Raw genomic sequence first — 18,157 nt, 5'->3', positions numbered from 1 at the left:
TTTCAGCGAAACGCGTCCTGACAGTCTTCCCAGCCGATTCCGCTTTGCGCCGTTTGCGTGATGAGCCAAGGCATCGCCGTTTTCAGCGCATCCTGCTTCACGTTGAAGTTGATCACCCCGTGGCGCCACAACAGCATCAGACTCAACACCCGTTGCGCGCTCCGATTGGCTTTTAGCTTGCCGGCACCGTCCTGGGCATCGATATCCCACAGCGCCACCTGCAAGCCTTGGGATTTGAAGAATCCTTCAGCGTCAGACCGACGTTGACCATCGGGCGGCCGAAACAATGGCACGTAGTTTTCGGGCAGTTTGCTTTTGACCAGTTCGACGCTGCGTCGCACCGAGTCCTGCCAGTCCTGCCAGTGGCTGTGGGAGCGAAATTCCCAGCCTTGTGCGCCAATGCACTGCTTCGAGTACGTCGCTTGCAGGCTGGCTACCGAACGATCGGCCAGACGGGCCTGGATGTCCTTGCCGAGGACGAAGAACGTGCCGTTCATGTTCGACTTGCGCAGGTATTCCGTGGCCCAGGCGGTGTTATCCGGCGCGGTATTGGCGGCGCTGTCGAAGGTCAGCAAAAACAGCCGGTCATGCATCTGATCGCCGTTGCGCTCATAGTCGCCAAAACGATCGACTTCGCTGCTGGTTTGCGGAAACAGCGCTGCCTTGCGCAATTGCTCGTCCAGGTACTGGGCGTGGAACAGCCGGCTCGGCTCGGCCCACTTTATGTAGTAGCTCTCATCGCTGACCTGAAACTTGGCGGCTTGCTGGCGCAGGGTGTCCATGTCCTCGACCAGGAAACAGAAGGAGGCATCCTGATCGCAGCTCTGCTGGGCGTAGTTGTAGTTGGTCAGCAGCCGCTGCCACATGCGCTGGCGCAGGTTGTTGATCGACTCCAGATTGACCGTGCGCAACCCCAGGCGCTGGGCCAGGCTCACTTCATCCAGGGATTCGCTGGCCAACAGGACGCGAGAAAACATGAGGATCTCGGCCCGTGACGCCACATCAAACAGGGTCGGGCTGTTGAGCTGTTCAGGCCAGGTGCTGCGATCAAGCGTCGCCACATCGCCCGACGCCGCCATGGCACCGAAGCTCAACAGCCAGGCCGAGAATAGAAAAACGATACGCAATGGGATGTCTCCATAACAAAACCCGCGCGGCACTATATCGCGGGAAGATCAAAAGATCGCAGCCTCGCTTCGCTCGACAGCTCCTACAGATGTACGCGCACCGTAGGAGCTGTCGAGCGAAGCGAGGCTGCGATCTTGTTCCATGACACCACCGATCACCTATGACGCTCATCGCTGGAGTGAACACGGACAACCCCCTAGAATCGCCCCCACGATTAAAGGAGACGACTTCATGCTGATGGTGATTTCCCCCGCCAAGACCCTCGATTACGAAACACTGCCGGCGACCCAGCGCTTCACCCAGCCACAATATCTCGACCATTCCCAGGAGCTGATCCTGCAATTGCGCGAGCTGGCCCCTGCGCAGATCAGCGAGTTGATGCACGTCTCCGACAAGATCGGCGGGCTCAACGCCGCGCGTTTCGGCAGCTGGACGCCCGCGTTCACTCCGAAAAACGCCAAACAGGCACTGCTCGCCTTCAAGGGCGACGTCTACACCGGGTTGAATGCTCAAACCTTCAGCGAGGCCGATTTCGATTACGCCCAGCAGCACTTGCGCATGTTGTCCGGCCTGTACGGCCTGCTGCGCCCACTGGACCTGATGCAGCCGTATCGACTGGAGATGGGCACCAAACTGGCGAATGCCCGTGGCAAGGACTTGTATGCCTTCTGGGGCACACGGATCAGCGAATGGCTGAACGAAGCCCTGGCCGATCAAGGCGATGACGTGCTGCTGAACCTGGCCTCCAACGAGTACTTCTCGGCGGTCAAACGCAACGTCCTGAACGCGCGCATCATCAATACCGAATTCAAGGATCTGAAGAACGGCCAGTACAAGATCATCAGCTTCTACGCGAAAAAGGCCCGCGGCATGATGAGTCGCTTCGTCATTGAAGAGCGCATCAACGACCCGCAAGCCCTCAAGCAGTTCGACGTACAAGGTTATCGCTACAGCGCCGAGCAGTCTAAACCGGACAATCTGGTGTTCCTGCGCGATCACGCACCCGAGTAAACACCTGGTTGGCGCACGCCTCATTAAGGGTCGTGCGCCACGTCCAATCGTCCAACAATTCCCCGCCTCATTCGTCATATTACTGACGCCAGAAATCAATCACTCGATTTCCTAACTTTAGTTTCACTCGACTTTGTTGAATTTTTTCAGTAGTGGCACTGAAATTTTTTATCGGTAGTGGCACATAACTATCTAATCCGACAATAACCCTATATATCAAGGGCGAAACAGGTGTTGCTATCAATATGAGAGCAGTGCCATCTTTTTCAATATTTCAAGAAATTTCAGAATTCGCGATGGGTGGACAGGAACTATGTCCAAATGCGTCGCTCATACCACCGGTAACCATTCTCTCTGAGCTTGTACGAGATAACTTACGCAGAGAAGAGATTCACGTAGCAAAGTTGTCACATTAACTTCCGCGAACGGGTCCCTGATTTGGGCAACACATGAAGGACAGGAGATAAACATCTTGAGTATCCCCTACGAGGCCAAGGCTGCGCCCCTATAAACGTGCTCACCTGAGCACCCAACCGCTTGATTTACGGGCTTCCGCCTGGCATTGAGCGCGCAAGACCTTTGCACGAATGTCTTCTGATTAGAAGATCTGCTGCATAACAGGGCACGCCATAACAATAAAAGCCTAGTTGCGCACCTTTTGAGTGAACTTATTTAGACACTCGGAACTTATATGCCTGCACGCGGCATTGTGGCGCCTTTAAGGCGCACTTCCGAGTGCACTACCACCGCTGAACACCATTAACTCCGGCCATGTAATGGCTTGATAAACACAGAGGTAATTGCGATGCGCATCAGCATATTTGGTTTGGGTTACGTCGGCGCAGTATGTGCCGGTTGCCTGTCTGCACGGGGCCATGACGTCGTTGGCGTCGATGTTGCCAAAGACAAAATCGATATGATCAACGCCGGTAAATCGCCGATCGTTGAACCGGGTCTGGGCGAGCTTCTGCAGAAGGGTATCGAGACGGGCAAATTGCGCGGCACGACCAACTTCGCCGAGGCGATTCGTGACACCGACCTGTCGATGATCTGCGTCGGCACGCCGAGCAAGAAGAACGGCGACCTGGAACTGAACTACATCGAAGCCGTGTGCCGCGAGATCGGTTTTGTCCTGCGTGACAAGACCACCCGTCACACCATCGTGGTTCGCAGCACCGTACTGCCAGGCACTGTGGCAAACGTAGTGATCCCGATCCTCGAAGACTGCTCCGGCAAGAAAGCCGGCGTCGACTTCGGCGTTGCAGTGAACCCTGAGTTCCTGCGTGAAAGCACCGCGATCGCCGATTACGACCTGCCGCCAATGACCGTCATCGGCGAGTTCGACAAGGCGAGCGGCGACGTTCTGCAATCGCTGTACGAAGAACTCGACGCTCCGATCATCCGCAAGGACATCGCCGTGGCCGAGATGATCAAGTACACCTGCAACGTGTGGCACGCCACCAAGGTGACCTTCGCCAACGAGATCGGCAACATCGCCAAGGCTGTCGGCGTCGATGGTCGCGAAGTGATGGAAGTGGTCTGCCAGGACAAGACGCTGAACCTGTCCCAGTACTACATGCGCCCTGGTTTCGCGTTCGGCGGTTCCTGCCTGCCGAAGGACGTTCGCGCCCTGACCTACCGCGCCGGTTCCCTGGATGTGGAAGCACCGCTGCTCAACTCGCTGATGCGCAGTAACGAGTCCCAGGTGCAGAACGCCTTCGACATCGTCACCAGCCACGGCAAACGCAAAGTCGCCCTGCTGGGTCTGAGTTTCAAGGCCGGTACTGACGACCTGCGCGAAAGCCCACTGGTTGATCTGGCGGAAATGCTGATCGGCAAGGGCTACGACCTGAGCATCTACGACACCAACGTCGAATACGCCCGTGTCCACGGTGCGAACAAGGATTACATCGAGTCGAAGATCCCTCACGTCTCGTCCTTGCTCAACTCCAATTTCGACGACGTGATCAACAGCTCAGACGTGATCATCCTCGGCAACCGTGACGAGAAATTCCGCGCCCTGGCGCAGAACGCTCCACACGGCAAGCAAGTGATCGACCTGGTCGGTTTCATGTCCCAAGCCACCAGCGTGAGTGGCCGGACTGAAGGCATCTGCTGGTAATGCGGTCGTAGGAGCTGTCGAGTGAAACGAGGCTGCGATCTTTCCAGGTCCACTTGAGCTTCAAGCGAAAGATCAAAAGATCGCAGGCTTCGCCAGCTCCTACAGGATTTCTGGCGTCATCCAGACCGGATGTCGCCAGTTTTCGTAAGCCTGCCTTAACCCCATCGGGCCACCCCACAGGCTCGCCCGAGATAGAGACGGATGCAGATTATGCACAGGCTAAAGCACGGCCTACTTCAGGCCGCCGGTTGGCTGTTTTACTTAAGTATTTTGATGGGCATCGCCATGGCGTTGCCTGCGTCCACGTTCGACTCCGAGTCGAAGGACTTCATCTTCCTGATCGGTATCGTCGGTATCTGGCGCTACTCGATGGGTGCCACGCACTTTTTGCGCGGCATGCTGTTTCTGTACGTGGTCTACCCGCACCTGCGGCGCAAAGTGCGCAAGCTGGGTAAAGCGGCAGACCCGTCCCATGTGTTTCTGATGGTCACCAGTTTTCGTATCGACGCGCTGACCACCGCCCAGGTCTACGCCTCGGTGATTCGCGAAGCGATCGACTGCGGCCTGCCGACCACCATGGTCTGCTCCATCGTGGAAATGTCCGATGAGAAGCTGGTGAAAAGCCTTTGGGTGAAAATGAATCCACCGGCTCGCGTCAAGCTCGACTTCGTGCGCATTCCCGGCACCGGCAAGCGCGATGGCCTGGCTTACGGTTTCCGCGCCATCTCCCGCCACCTGCCGGACGACCGCGCAGTGGTTGCAGTGATCGATGGCGACACGGTGCTCGCCGAAGGCGTCGTGCTCAAGACCGTGCCGTGGTTCCAGCTGTTCGGCAATGTCGGCGGCCTGACCACCAACGAGTTCTGCGAAGTGCGCGGCGGCTACATCATGAGCGAGTGGCACAAACTGCGATTCGCCCAGCGCCACATCAATATGTGCTCGATGGCCCTGTCCAAGCGCGTGCTGACCATGACCGGGCGGATGTCGGTATTCCGCGCCACCGTGGTGACCAACCCGGACTTCATCGCCGACGTGGAAAGCGACTCGCTGCAACACTGGCGCCTGGGTCGCTTCAAGTTCCTCACCGGTGATGACAAGTCGAGCTGGTTCAGCTTGATGCGCCTGGGCTACGACACGTTCTACGTACCGGACGCCGCCATTCACACCGTGGAACACCCGCCGGAAAAAAGCTTCATCAAGGCCAGTCGCAAACTGATGTTCCGCTGGTACGGCAACAACCTGCGGCAGAACTCCCGCGCCTTGGGCCTGGGGATGAAACGTCTCGGCCTGTTCACTTCGGTGGTGCTGTTCGACCAGCGTGTATCAATGTGGACATCGCTGTTGGGCCTGACCGTCGCGATCATCGCCAGCTTCAAGTACGGCATCGCGTTCATCCTGGTTTACCTGCTGTGGATCGGCATTACCCGTCTGATCCTGACCGTGCTGCTGTCTTTGTCCGGTCACACGATCGGCCCGGCCTACCCGGCGATTCTCTATTACAACCAGATCGTCGGCGCGCTGGTGAAGATCTACGTGTTCTTCCGCCTCGACCGACAGTCCTGGACTCGCCAGCCCACTTCCCTGACCCGTGATCTCGCCAGCTTTCAAGGTTGGTTCAACACTTGGTCGTCTCGGACCATGACCTTCTCCGCCGGCAGCATTTTTGTTGCTGTGCTGCTGATGATGGTCTGACCGAACTCGCCTGAATTAACTAGGAAATCGTCCATATGAATACCGCCGTCAACGCCAACGTAGTGCATGAATCAGAAGCCCAGCGCCAGCACGCCCGGGTAAAAATCCCGGCCAAGCTGCGCTTCTACGGTCCTGACCGGACCCCGGTAGAAGCTCGGGTCATCGACCTCTCCGCTGGCGGCCTGGCTTTCAACGCCGGTCAGCTGCCATTGAAGATCGGCGATGTGTACAAGGCTCGCCTGCAGTTCGTCATCGATAACCTCGGCCTGGCCATGGACGTCGAGTTACTGGTGCGCTCCCACGACCGCGAAACCGGTCGTACCGGTTGCCAGTTCCAGAACCTCGAATCCCAGGATATTTCCACCCTGCGCCACCTGATCACTTCGCACCTGGCCGGCGACATCGTCACCATGGGTGAAGTGCTGGCCACCCTGCAACGCGACAACTTCACCAAGGCGCGCAAGAACAAGGATGGCGGCCACGGCATGACCCCGTTCGGTCGTCTGCGTGCAGTGACCTTCAGCTTCGCGATCTTCCTCGTCGGTCTGACGGCATTCGGCTTCATCTTCAAGTCGGTGTACGGCATGTACTTCGTCAGCCACGCCCAGGCCGGTCTGGTCAGCGTGGCAGGTATGAACATCACCATGCCGCGCGACGGCACGGTGCAGAGCCTGATCAAAACCGACGGCGTTGCGGCCAAAGGCGCGCCACTGGCGACGTTCAGCACCAGCATGCTCGACGTACTCAAGGGCCATCTTGACGACAATCAATTACAACCGGCCAAGGTTGAAGAACTGTTCGGCAAGCAAATGACCGGCACCCTGACGTCGCCGTGTGATTGCACCGTAGCGCAGCAAATGGTCGCCAACGGTCAGTACGCCAGCAAGGGCGACGTGATCTTCCAACTGGTGCCGCGTAACAGCGAAGCCAACGTTGAAGCGCGCTTCTCCTATCGCCAGTTCGGCGACGTGCTTCCAGGCAGCTCGGTCAGCTTCCAGATCGCCGGCGAAGACAAAACCCGCTCCGGCACGATCATCAGCAGCACCAGCCTGAAAAGCGCCGACCTGTCGTCCGACATCCGCGTGCTGATCAAGCCTGACGAGCCGCTGGACAGCAAATTCGCCGGTCGCCCGGTTGAAGTCAACGCCACCCGTGGTCCGAACCTGAACTGGCTGATCGACAAAGCCATGGCCGCCGGTCGATAAAAACAAGAGGACATGCCCGTGACTAGCCCACTCAGAATCCTGCCAGTCCCGCTGACTCTGGCCATGGCAATCGCCCTGGCCGGATGCGCCGGCCTGCCCGACCAGCGTCTGGCCAACGAAGCCCTCAAGCGCGGTGATACCACGCTGGCGGCGCAGAATTACCAGCAATTGGCAGACCTGGGCTACAGCGAAGCACAGGTTGGCCTCGCCGATATCCAGGTCGACAGCCGTGACCCGGCGCAGATCAAGAAAGCTGAGGCGACTTATCGCGCTGCGGCCAGCGTTTCGCCGCGGGCTCAGGCTCGCCTGGGTCGTCTGCTGGTGGCCAAACCCGGCTCCACCGAAGCCGAACAGCACGAAGCCGAAGGCCTGTTGAAGAAAGCCACTGCCGCAGGCGAAGGCAACACCCTGATCCCGTTGGCCATGTTGTACCTGCAATACCCGCACAGTTTCCCGAACGTCAACGCGCAACAGCAGATCAGCCAATGGCGCGCCGAAGGCAAGCCGGAAGCGGGCCTGGCCCAAGTGCTGCTCTATCGCACCCAGGGCACTTACGACCAGCATCTGGACGAAGTGGAAACGATCTGCAAAGCCGCGTTGAACACCACCGACATCTGCTACGTCGAACTGGCCACGGTCTATCAGAAAAAAGCCCAGCCAGAGAAACAGGCCGAGCTGATCAAGCAAATGCAAGCCGCTCAGGCTCGCGGCGCGGTTTCCGCCCAGCGGGTGGACAGCGTGGCCCGCGTACTGGGCGATGCATCCCTGGGCACGACCGACGAGAAAACCGCCCAGTCGCTGCTCGAAGGCATCGCACCCGGCTACCCCGCTTCCTGGGTCAGCCTGGCGCAACTGCTCTACGACTTCCCGGAACTGGGTGACGTCGACAAGATGATGAAGTACCTGGACAACGGCCGCGCCGCCGACCAGCCGCGTGCCGAACTGTTGCTGGGCAAGCTGTACTACGAAGGCAAAATGGTGCCGGCCGACGCGAAGGTCGCCGAAGAACACTTCAAGAAAGCCGTCGACAGAGAAGTGGCCGCCGATTACTACCTCGGCCAGATCTACCGTCGCGGTTACCTGGGCAAGGTCTATTCGCAGAAAGCGCTGAATCACCTGCTCAAGGCTGCACGTAACGGTCAGAACAGCGCCGACTTCGCCATTGCCCAACTGTTCTCCCAAGGCAAGGGCACCCGGCCCGACCCGCTTAACGCTTATGTCTTCAGCCAATTGGCCAAGGCTCAGAACACCCCGCAAGCCACCGAGCTTGCACAAACACTCGAAGCCCAACTGCCGCCTGCCCAGCTCGCCGAGGCCCAACGCCTGTTGAAACAAGAACAGGCCGTTCGTGGTGCCTTGAGCCAGAACCCGCTGGAACTGCATGCCCTGGAAGAAGAAGACGGCGAGGAATCCCTATGAAGTTGAATCCATTCGTTAAGGCCGGTATTGGCCTGTCATTCGCCCTCTTGTGGTCGTGCCCGACCCTGGCGGCCCTGACTGAAAGCAAGAACTACGGCCTTGACGTGAAAGTCACCGCCCAGTCCGAAGACGACGCCGACCTCGGCACTGCCAAGGGCGGTGACGTCAATGGCGTCGGCCTCGACTTGCGTCCGTGGATCTATGGCGAGAGCGGCGCGTGGAGCGCCTACGCCATGGGCCAGGCGGTGACGTCCACCGACATCATCGAAACCGACACCCTGCAACAGGCCGACGACGCCAACCAGACCACCAATAGCGGTGATCGCACGTCCAAGAAAAATTACCTGGCGATGCGTGAATTCTGGGTCGGCTACAGCGGCCTCACGCCCTACCCCGGCGAGATGCTCAAACTCGGTCGCCAGCGCCTGCGCAATGACGACGGCCAATGGCGCGACACCAACATCGAAGCCCTGAACTGGACCTTCGACACTACCCTGTTGCGCGCCAACGCCGGTGTTGCCGAACGCTTCAGCGAGTACCGCACCGACCTCACAGAACTCGCGCCCAAGGACAAGGATCGCCTGCACGCTTACGCCGATGCGGCGTACCAGTGGACCCCAGGCAACTGGGTCGGCATTCGTGGTCATCACACCCACGATGACGGCAAGCTCGACTACCCGCAACCGGGTGTGGCCGGCGACTCGCTGGACAAGAAACAGAACGGCGACATCAGCTGGATCGGCCTCACCGCCGACAGCGATGCCTACAACTGGCGCAACACAAACACCGTCAACTACTGGGGCAGCGTCACCGGCATGAGCGGCGACCGCGACAAGGTCAACCCGTTGAACGCCGATGGCACCGCTCCGGCACAAGCCAAAACCAATGGCAATGTTGATGGTTGGGCCACCGATTTGGGTGTGCGTCTGCGCCTCGATCCGCAATGGCAAGTGGGTGCAGCTTATGCCCGTGCCAGCGCTGATTACGAACAGAACGGCCTGCAAAGCAACCGTTCGAACTACACCGGTACTCGCTCGCGGGTTCACCGTTTCGGCGAAGCGTTCCGTGGTGAAACGAACAATATGCAGTCCGCTACCTTGTTCGGTTCGTGGATGCTCAACGACGAATACGACGCCAGTGTGATCTACCACAAATTCTGGCGCGTCGACGGCAGCAAGCCGGTCGGCAGCAACGGCATCAACGCCGTCGAGAACAACACCGACGACGCGACCGGCGCGATTCTTTCCAGCACGTCCCTGCCGCTGCAAGATGGCAACAACGACCTCGGTCAGGAAATGGACGTGGTCGTCACCAAGTACTTCAAGCAAGGCCTGCTGCCCGCAGCCTTGAGCCAATCGATCGATGAGCCTTCGGCCCTGGTGCGTTTGCGTGGCGGCGTGTTCAAGCCCGGTGATGCGTACGGCAAAGGCGTCGACTCGTACATGCACCGCGCGTTTGTCGACGTGATCTGGCGCTTCTGATGCGAACCGCTAAGGGAGTTCCTGACATGAACAGTCCGAAGAGAGGCTCGATAACCTTGCTGGCCGGCGCGATGTTGCTGGCCAGCACGGCAGTCTTCGCCACTGTGGAGCCGGCCTCGCCCGTTCACAAAGGCCAGCCGGCGACCAGTGCCAAGGGGTTGCAACAGGCCAGGACCTACACCGTCAGCAGCGCACCGACTGCGCCGCTGGAGCTGGCCAAACCGAAACTGCCGGACACGTCCGGCTACACCGCCGAAGCCATCGCCGCGAAAATCGTGCGCACCACGGCCGGCAAAATCAGCGTGCGCCGGATGATGCAGGAAGACGCGCTGAAGGACTTCATCGGCGGCGACAACAAGATGTCTGAATGGGTGGTGCGTCAGCACGGCATCCCGCAGGCCATCTTCGTCGACGACGGCTACATGAACCTCAAGGATCTGGCCAAGAAGGTGCCCAAGCAGTACTTCAGTGAAACCTCACCGGGTGTGTTCCTGGCGAAGTTGCCGATCGTGGTCGGTAGACACGGCATTCTGGAAATCGACAAGCAGACCCAGGAATTGCGCCTGTCCCAAGAGGCCGGTTCGTTCCTGGTCAACGACGGTCAGCTGTTTGTGCGTGATACCAAAATCACTGGCTGGAGCGAGAAGGCAAACGGCCCGGCGGCCTTCAAGTCGCCGAAGGAATTCCGTCCGTTCCTGCTGTCCTGGGGCGGCACCGAGACCTACATCGCCAACAGCAAAATCGCCAGTTTCGGCTACGCCAACAGTAAGTCCTATGGCGTGAGTATTTCCCAATACACGCCGAACATGGCCAAGGTACTCAAGCGCCCTGAACCGACCGGCTGGATCGTCGGCTCCGAGTTCTCGGACATGTGGTACGGCTTCTACTGCTACGAAGCCCGCGACTTTGTGGTCAAGGGCAACACCTACAAAGACAACATCGTCTATGGCATTGACCCGCATGACCGTTCCCACGGTCTGATCATTGCCGACAACACGGTATTCGGTACCAAGAAGAAGCACGGGATCATTATTTCCCGAGAAGTGAACGACAGTTTCATCTTCAACAACCGCAGCTACGACAACAAGTTGTCGGGCCTGGTGATCGACCGTAACAGCGTCAACAACCTGATCGCCTACAACGAGATCTACAAGAACCACACCGACGGCATCACCCTCTACGAGAGTGGCGACAACCTGCTGTGGGGCAACAAAGTGATCAGCAACCGTCGTCACGGCATCCGGATTCGTAACAGCGTGAACATCCGCCTCTACGAAAACCTGTCCATGGCCAACGGCCTGACCGGTGTCTACGGACACATCAAGGACCTGAGCGACACCGACCGTGACATCAAGCTCGACCCGTTCGACGCCCAGGTGTCCCTGATCGTGGTCGGCGGCGAACTGGCCGGCAACGGCAGCGGACCACTGTCCATCGACTCGCCGCTGAGCGTCGAGTTGTATCGCGTGTCCATGCTCGCACCGACCAAATCCAGCGGCATCAGCTTCTCGGGAATTCTCGGTGAGCGCCAGGATGAAATTCTCGACCTGCTGGTGCGCCAGCAGAAAGCCGTGCTGATCGACCCTGTCGAACGCCAGACCGAAATGCGGGACTGAGGATAATTTTATGCACCCACACTTGATCAAATTACTCAGCCTGTCGGCTCTGACCGTCGGCATTTTCGCGGCCAGCGCCGGCGCTCGTGCCGATGAAGCCAAAGCACCTGCCTTCAGCGCCGAGCCGTGCTGCAGCCTGTGCCCGGCAGCCAACGACCCGAAGAACTACACCACGCGTTACCAGCAGAACTTCACCACACTGGTACAGGCTCAGGGCGATTGGCTGTTCCGTACGCAAGAAGACTTGCGCACCGAGTTCGACACCACACCCGGCGGCTACAAACGCATGAAAGAACTGCACGATGCGTTCAAGAGCAAAGGCATTGAACTGGTCATCGTTTACCAGCCGACCCGTGGCCTGGTGAACCGCAACAAGCTCAACCCGGAAGACAAGGCCAAGTACGATTTCGACAAGGCCCTGAAGAACTACAAGACCATGCTCGGGCGTTTCGCCGCCATGGGCTACACCGTGCCGGACCTGTCGCCGCTGACCAACGAGTCGCTGCCTGACACTCTGCCGGCCCACGATTTCTACTTCCAGGGCGACCAACACTGGACGCCGTATGGCGCCCAGCGCACGGCGAAAATCGTCGGTGAGCAAATCAAGAAAATGCCGGCCTTTGCCGACGTGCCCAAGCGCGAATTCGAGAGCCATAAGTCGGGTCGTATGGGCAAGACCGGAACGTTACACAACATGGCTGGTCAACTCTGTGGCACCAGCTACGCGATCCAGTACATGGATCAGTTCACCACCGAGCCGAAAGGCGAAGCAGCTGATGGCGATCTGTTCAGTGATTCCGGCAATCCGGAAGTCACCCTGGTCGGTACCAGCCACAGTGGCAAGAACTACAACTTCGCCGGTTTCCTCGAAGAGGCCATCGGCGCCGACATCCTCAACGTGGCGTTCCCCGGCGGTGGCCTGGAAGGTTCGATGCTGCAGTACCTGGGCAGCGAAGAGTTCCAGACCAAGCCGCCGAAGATTCTGATCTGGGAATTCTCGCCGCTCTATCGCCTCGACCAGGAAACCATCTACCGCCAGATGATGGCGCTGCTGGACAACGGTTGCGAAGGAAAGGATGCACAGATGACCGGCAGCACCACGTTGAAACCGGGCAAGAACGAATTGATGGTCAACAGCAAGAACCTGAACCTGCAAAACAGCAGCCACCAGGTTGATATCCGCTTCGCCGATCCGTCGGTGAAAACCCTGCAAGCCACCCTCTGGTACATGAACGGTCGCCACGAGGACATCAAGATCGAGAAACCGGAAACCTCCGATACCGACGGGCGTTTCGCCTTTGAGTTGCGCACGGACGATGACTGGGCCTCGCAGAATCTGCTGGCCGTCGAAGTCCAGGGCCCTGAAGCAGGTGCCGCGCCACAGAAAGTCGAAGCGAAAATCTGCAAACGCAACGTGTTCCCTGGCGTTGGGCAGCGTACCGCTCAAGCCGGGCAATGAGGCAACTCTTATGACATGCATGCAAACCCGAACTTTGAAAAAGTTACTCGCGCCCTCCCTGCTGACTCTGGCGATGTTCGCTGGCGCCACCCAGGCAGCCGCGCCCCTGCGTCCGCCACAGGGATACTTCGCGCCGATTGAAAAAGTCAAAACCGGCGACAAGAGCGAAGGCTGTGATGCGATGCCGACGCCGTACACCGGCTCGCTGCAATTTCGCAGCAAATACGAAGGTTCCGACAAGGCCCGTTCGACCCTGAACGAGGCATCGGAAAAAGCCTTCCGCGACAGCACCGCCGACATCACCAAACTGGAACGCGGCACCAGCAAGCGCGTGATGCAGTTCATGCGTGACGGTCGTCCGGAACAGCTGGAATGCACCCTGAACTGGTTGACCGCTTGGGCCAAGGCCGATGCGTTAATGTCCAAGGACTTCAACCACACCGGCAAGTCCATGCGCAAATGGGCGCTGGGCAGCATGGCGTCGTCCTATATCCGCCTGAAGTTCTCCGACTCGCATCCGTTGGCGAACCATCAGCAAGAGTCGCAACTGATCGAAGCCTGGTTCAACAAAATGGCCGATCAGGTGGTCAGCGACTGGGACAACTTGCCGCTGGAACAAACCAACAACCATTCGTACTGGGCCGCCTGGTCGGTGATGGCAACGTCCATCGCCACCAACCGCCGCGACCTGTTCGACTGGTCGGTGAAGGAATTCAAGGTCGGCGCCAATCAAATCGACGCCCAGGGTTTCCTGCCCAACGAACTCAAGCGCCAGCAACGCGCCCTCGCCTATCACAACTACGCCCTGCCGCCGCTCGCGATGATCGCCAGTTTCGCTCAGGTCAACGGTGTGGACTTGCGTCAGGAAAACAACGGCGCATTGAAACGCCTGGGTGATCGAGTGCTCGCGGGTGTCGAAGACCCGGAAGAATTCGAGAACAAGAACGGTAAGGATCAGGACATGACCGACCTGAAAGTCGACTCGAAATTCGCCTGGCTCGAACCGTTCTGCACGCTCTACACCTGCTCGCCGGATGTGCTTGAGAAAAAGCACGAGATGCAGCCGTTCAAAACCTTCCGCCTCGGTGGTGACCTGACCAAGGTCTACGACCCGGCGAACGAGAAGGGCAAAAAAGGCTCCTGAAGGCACATATAAAACCTGTGGGAGCGAGCTTGCTCGCGATGACTGAGTGTCAGTCGACATCGATGTGAATGTCAGACCGCTATCGCGAGCAAGCTCGCTCCCACAGGGGTCAGTGTCGAGTTTGAGTTTTGTGTGTTACGCCCTCCGGTTTTCGGTGGGGGGTTAGGGGGGGCCATTGGCCCTTGACTGTTGGTTAAACATGGAGAGACCGGGATGGTATTTTCATCCAACGTGTTCCTGTTTTTGTTCTTGCCGCTCTTTCTCGGCATGTACTACTTAAGCGGAATACGCTATCGCAACCTGCTGCTGCTGATCGCCAGCTACGTGTTCTATGCCTGGTGGCGCGTGGACTTCCTTGCGCTGTTCGCAGCCGTCACGCTGTGGAACTACTGGATCGGCCTCAAAGTCGGTGCCGCAGGCGTTCGGACCAAACCGGCACAACGCTGGTTGCTCCTGGGCGTGGCCGTCGACCTGTGCATTCTCGGCTACTTCAAGTACGCCAACTTCGGCGTCGACAGCATCAACGCGATGATGACCTCCGTCGGTCTGTCGCCGTTCATCCTGACCCACGTGCTGTTGCCGATCGGGATCTCGTTCTACATCTTCGAGTCCATCAGCTACATCATCGACGTCTACCGTGGTGACACGCCGGCGACCCGCAACCTGATCGACTTTGCCGCTTTCGTGGCGATCTTCCCGCACCTGATCGCCGGTCCGGTGTTGCGCTTCCGCGATCTCGCCGACCAGTTCAACAACCGTACCCACACCCTCGACAAGTTCTCCGAAGGTGCGACGCGATTCATGCAGGGCTTCATCAAGAAGGTTTTCATCGCCGACACCCTGGCGGTCGTGGCCGACCATTGCTTCGCCTTGCAGAACCCGACCACGGGCGACGCCTGGCTCGGCGCGCTGGCCTACACCGCACAGCTGTATTTCGACTTCTCCGGTTACAGCGACATGGCCATCGGTCTGGGCTTGATGATGGGTTTCCGCTTCATGGAAAACTTCAAACAGCCGTACATCAGCCAGTCGATTACCGAGTTCTGGCGTCGCTGGCACATCAGCCTGTCCACCTGGTTGCGTGACTACCTGTACATCACGCTGGGCGGTAACCGTAAAGGTACGCTGATGACCTATCGCAACCTGTTCCTGACCATGCTGCTCGGTGGTCTGTGGCACGGCGCGAACATCACGTACATCGTCTGGGGCGCCTGGCACGGCATGTGGCTGGCGATCGAAAAAGCCCTCGGCCTGAATACCTCGCCGCGCAGCATCAACCCGATCCGCTGGGCGCTGACCTTCCTGCTCGTGGTCATGGGCTGGGTGATCTTCCGCTCGGAAAACCTGCACGTCGCCGGTCGTATGTACGGCGCGATGTTCAGCTTCGGCGAATGGTCACTGTCGGAACTCAACGCGGCCAGCCTCACCGGCCTGCAAGTGGCGACCCTGGTGGTGGCTTACATGACCCTGGCGTTCTTCGGCATTCGTGACTTCTACACCAACCTGCCGCCTGAGAAGACCAAGCCTGTTGTGAACGTCGAGGCCGATGGCCCGGCTGCCGCGACCCCTGGAATGATCAAAGCCGTACCGGGCGACAACCCGGGCAGCATCCACGAACCTGGCTACACCGTCGGCGTTGAAGCGACTGTGCAACCGGCCTACTGGACTGCGGACTGGTCTCGTTACGTGATGCGCACGCTGGTACTGGTGTTGTTCATCGCCTCGATTTTCAAACTCTCGGCGCAAAGCTTCTCGCCGTTCCTTTACTTCCAGTTCTGAGGGATCTGACTATGACCCGCTCATTACGCATCCTCTACATCAGCCTGTTCATGGTGACGCTGTTGGTCCTGGGCCTGTGGTCCACGCGCAGTTTCCTCGGCTTCAGTACCTCTGCCGAAACGACGGTGCTTAACGGCCGCTGGACCAAAGCCGTGGAAACGCATTACGACGACGAGTTCCCGATCAAGCGCCTGGGCACCAACCTTTGGGCTGCGCTGGATTTCAAACTGTTCAACGAAGGTCGTCCGGGCGTCGTGCTCGGCCGCGATCAGTGGTTGTACAGCGATGAGGAATTCAACCCGATCGTCAACGAAGAACTGAACCTGCAAGGCAACTATGCGCTGGTTGAAGGCGTGCGCCAGGAACTGAAAGCGAAAGGCGTGAAACTGGTCATGGCGATCGTGCCGGCCAAGACTCGCCTGTACCCGGAACACCTGGGTGAAGTGAAGCCTTCGAGCATCCACGCCAACCTCTATGAGGACTTCCACGCTCATGTGGCGGCCAACAAGGTCCTCGCGCCCGACCTGTACGGCCCGATGCTGAAAGCCAAGCTGGACGGTCAGCAAGTGTTCCTGCGCACCGACACCCACTGGACCCCGGAAGGCGCACAAATCGCCGCCGAGACCCTGGCGAAATCCATTACCGACAAATACCCGCTGAGCGGCGAGCCGCATCACTTCATCACTGAACCTGCGGAGAAGGTGACTCACAAGGGCGACCTGCGGTTGTTCCTGCCGCTGGACCCGCTGTTCGAAAACCTGATGCCCAAGCCTGAGCCGTTGCAGAAACGCAACACCGTTGCGGCCCAGGACCAGCCTGCCGGTGATGACGCCCTGTTCGCCAACACTGAAGTGCCGGTGGCCCTGATCGGCACCAGCTACAGCGCCAACCCCAACTGGAACTTCGTCGGTGCGCTGAAACAAGCGCTGAACAGCGACGTGGTCAATTACGCCGAAGACGGCCACGGCCCGATTCTGCCGATGCTCAGCTATCTGAAAAGTGATGCTTTCAAGAACAGCCCGCCACAGGTGCTGATCTGGGAGTTTCCTGAACGTTATCTGCCTGTGAACAACGAAATCGGTGACGCCGACCCGCAGTGGGTCGCAGAGCTCAAAGAAGCCGGCGCTCGCCAACAAAACGTAGCCGCAAACACTAAATCCGAGACGCCCGACCGGGCGCAAAACTGAAAGAGAGGTACACCATGACTTTCACTACTACTCCTCGCCGTCTCGCCAAGACCTTCGCACTCGTTGCAGGCATGAGCGTTCTGTCGATGTCCGCCTTCGCAGGCGATGCCGCGCTCTACGGCCCGACCGCCCCGAAAGGCTCAAGCTTCGTGCGTGTCTACAACGCCGGCAACGCTGAAGTCAGCGCCACCGTCGGCACCACCAACCTGGCCGAAGTCGCGCCGCTGTCCAGCACTGACTTCAGCTTCATGCCGGGCGGCGACTACAGCGCCAAGGTCGGTAGCCAGTCCCTGCCGGTGAAACTGGCCGGTGATCACTATTACACCCTGGTCAACAACGCCAGCGGCGCACCGCAACTGATCGAAGAGCCGCCGTTCAAGAACAAGCAAAAATCCCTGGTTCGCGTGCAGAACCTCAGCGACAAGGCCCTGACCCTGAAAACCGCTGACGGCAAGACCGAAGTGGTCCCGACCGTGGCCGCCAAGGGCCGTGGCGAGCGTGAAATCAACCCGGTTAAAGTCAGCCTGGCTCTATACGATGGCGACAAGAAAGTCGGCGACGTGAAACCGGTTGCCCTGGAACGCGGTGAAGCCGCCGTGCTGTACGTGACCGGCACCGGCAGCAGCCTGGCGCCAGTCTGGGTAAAACGCCCGGTTTCGACGCGCTAATCATTTTGTCAGGACGGTGATCCCTGTAGCAGCTGGCGAAGCCTGCGTCGGCCGGTCCGCGCTCGGGCGCAGCAGTCGTAAAACCGGCATATGCGGTCTTTCAGAGAGACCGAGTTGCCAGAATTACGACCGCTTCGTCGGAATGCCGCCCAGCTCGAACGCAGCCTCGCAGGCTCGGCAGCTGCTACAGAAATCGGTGAACCAACCTGGCTACGGAATAAGAACAAGAGTGAAACGACAGAACGC

13 protein-coding genes are annotated in these 18,157 nt (G+C 58.9%); 12 read left to right on the top strand and 1 reads right to left on the bottom strand.

The annotated features are described in order from the left end of the window. Window positions 1-2 precede the first annotated feature (2 nt). Window positions 3-1,127, bottom strand: a complete 1,125-nt coding sequence (locus E3W21_RS00730) for a polysaccharide deacetylase family protein (protein ID WP_134417219.1) — start codon at window positions 1,125-1,127, stop codon at window positions 3-5. A 232-nt stretch (window positions 1,128-1,359) separates the two neighbouring features. Here E3W21_RS00730 and yaaA point away from each other — a divergent pair, with 232 nt between their 5' ends. The 12 genes from yaaA (at window position 1,360) to E3W21_RS00670 (ending at window position 17,911) form a co-directional block, all read left to right on the top strand. Beyond that, on the top strand, window positions 1,360-2,139 hold the full coding sequence (gene yaaA, locus E3W21_RS00725) for a peroxide stress protein YaaA (protein WP_134417217.1): 780 nt from the start codon (window positions 1,360-1,362) through the stop codon (window positions 2,137-2,139). Between the two features lie 805 nt (window positions 2,140-2,944). After that, window positions 2,945-4,261, top strand: coding sequence for a nucleotide sugar dehydrogenase (locus tag E3W21_RS00720; protein ID WP_129438286.1), 1,317 nt, complete (start codon window positions 2,945-2,947; stop codon window positions 4,259-4,261). Between the two features lie 210 nt (window positions 4,262-4,471). Then, window positions 4,472-5,953 carry a mannuronan synthase gene (alg8, locus tag E3W21_RS00715; protein WP_371927029.1) on the top strand — a complete coding sequence of 494 codons (1,482 nt, stop codon included), beginning with the start codon at window positions 4,472-4,474 and terminating at the stop codon, window positions 5,951-5,953. 35 nt (window positions 5,954-5,988) lie between these two features. Beyond that, entirely contained in the window at window positions 5,989-7,158 is a 1,170-nt protein-coding gene (locus tag E3W21_RS00710; RefSeq protein ID WP_129438290.1) for an alginate biosynthesis protein Alg44, read from the top strand. Between the two features lie 12 nt (window positions 7,159-7,170). Continuing rightward, entirely contained in the window at window positions 7,171-8,577 is a 1,407-nt protein-coding gene (gene algK, locus E3W21_RS00705; protein WP_134417215.1) for an alginate biosynthesis TPR repeat lipoprotein AlgK, read from the top strand. Further along, entirely contained in the window at window positions 8,574-10,058 is a 1,485-nt protein-coding gene (locus E3W21_RS00700; RefSeq protein WP_129438293.1) for an alginate export family protein, read from the top strand. Before algK ends, E3W21_RS00700 begins: the two co-directional genes overlap by 4 nt. A 26-nt stretch (window positions 10,059-10,084) precedes the next feature. Further along, window positions 10,085-11,674, top strand: coding sequence for a mannuronan 5-epimerase AlgG (gene algG, locus E3W21_RS00695; RefSeq protein ID WP_134417213.1), 1,590 nt, complete (start codon window positions 10,085-10,087; stop codon window positions 11,672-11,674). Window positions 11,675-11,684: 10 nt separating this feature from the next. Next, complete coding sequence (locus E3W21_RS00690) at window positions 11,685-13,133, top strand: alginate O-acetyltransferase (RefSeq protein WP_129438298.1); 1,449 nt, start codon at window positions 11,685-11,687, stop codon at window positions 13,131-13,133. 10 nt (window positions 13,134-13,143) lie between these two features. Further along, the gene (locus E3W21_RS00685) at window positions 13,144-14,277 is read left to right on the top strand and encodes a mannuronate-specific alginate lyase (protein WP_134417211.1); all 1,134 of its coding nucleotides are present in this window, start codon (window positions 13,144-13,146) and stop codon (window positions 14,275-14,277) included. 213 nt (window positions 14,278-14,490) lie between these two features. After that, window positions 14,491-16,056 (top strand): MBOAT family protein, encoded by a 1,566-nt coding sequence (locus tag E3W21_RS00680; protein WP_129438302.1) that lies wholly within the window; start codon window positions 14,491-14,493, stop codon window positions 16,054-16,056. Window positions 16,057-16,067: 11 nt separating this feature from the next. Continuing rightward, window positions 16,068-17,243 (top strand): alginate O-acetyltransferase, encoded by a 1,176-nt coding sequence (locus E3W21_RS00675; RefSeq protein WP_134417209.1) that lies wholly within the window; start codon window positions 16,068-16,070, stop codon window positions 17,241-17,243. 14 nt (window positions 17,244-17,257) lie between these two features. After that, on the top strand, window positions 17,258-17,911 hold the full coding sequence (locus E3W21_RS00670; protein ID WP_129438307.1) for an alginate O-acetyltransferase AlgF: 654 nt from the start codon (window positions 17,258-17,260) through the stop codon (window positions 17,909-17,911). Window positions 17,912-18,157 lie beyond the last annotated feature (246 nt).

Origin of the sequence: Pseudomonas sp. F01002 (assembly GCF_004402115.1) — a bacterium.
Taxonomy (GTDB): Bacteria; Pseudomonadota; Gammaproteobacteria; order Pseudomonadales; family Pseudomonadaceae; genus Aquipseudomonas; species Aquipseudomonas frigoris.
This window is presented reverse-complemented; position numbering and strand designations above follow the sequence as displayed.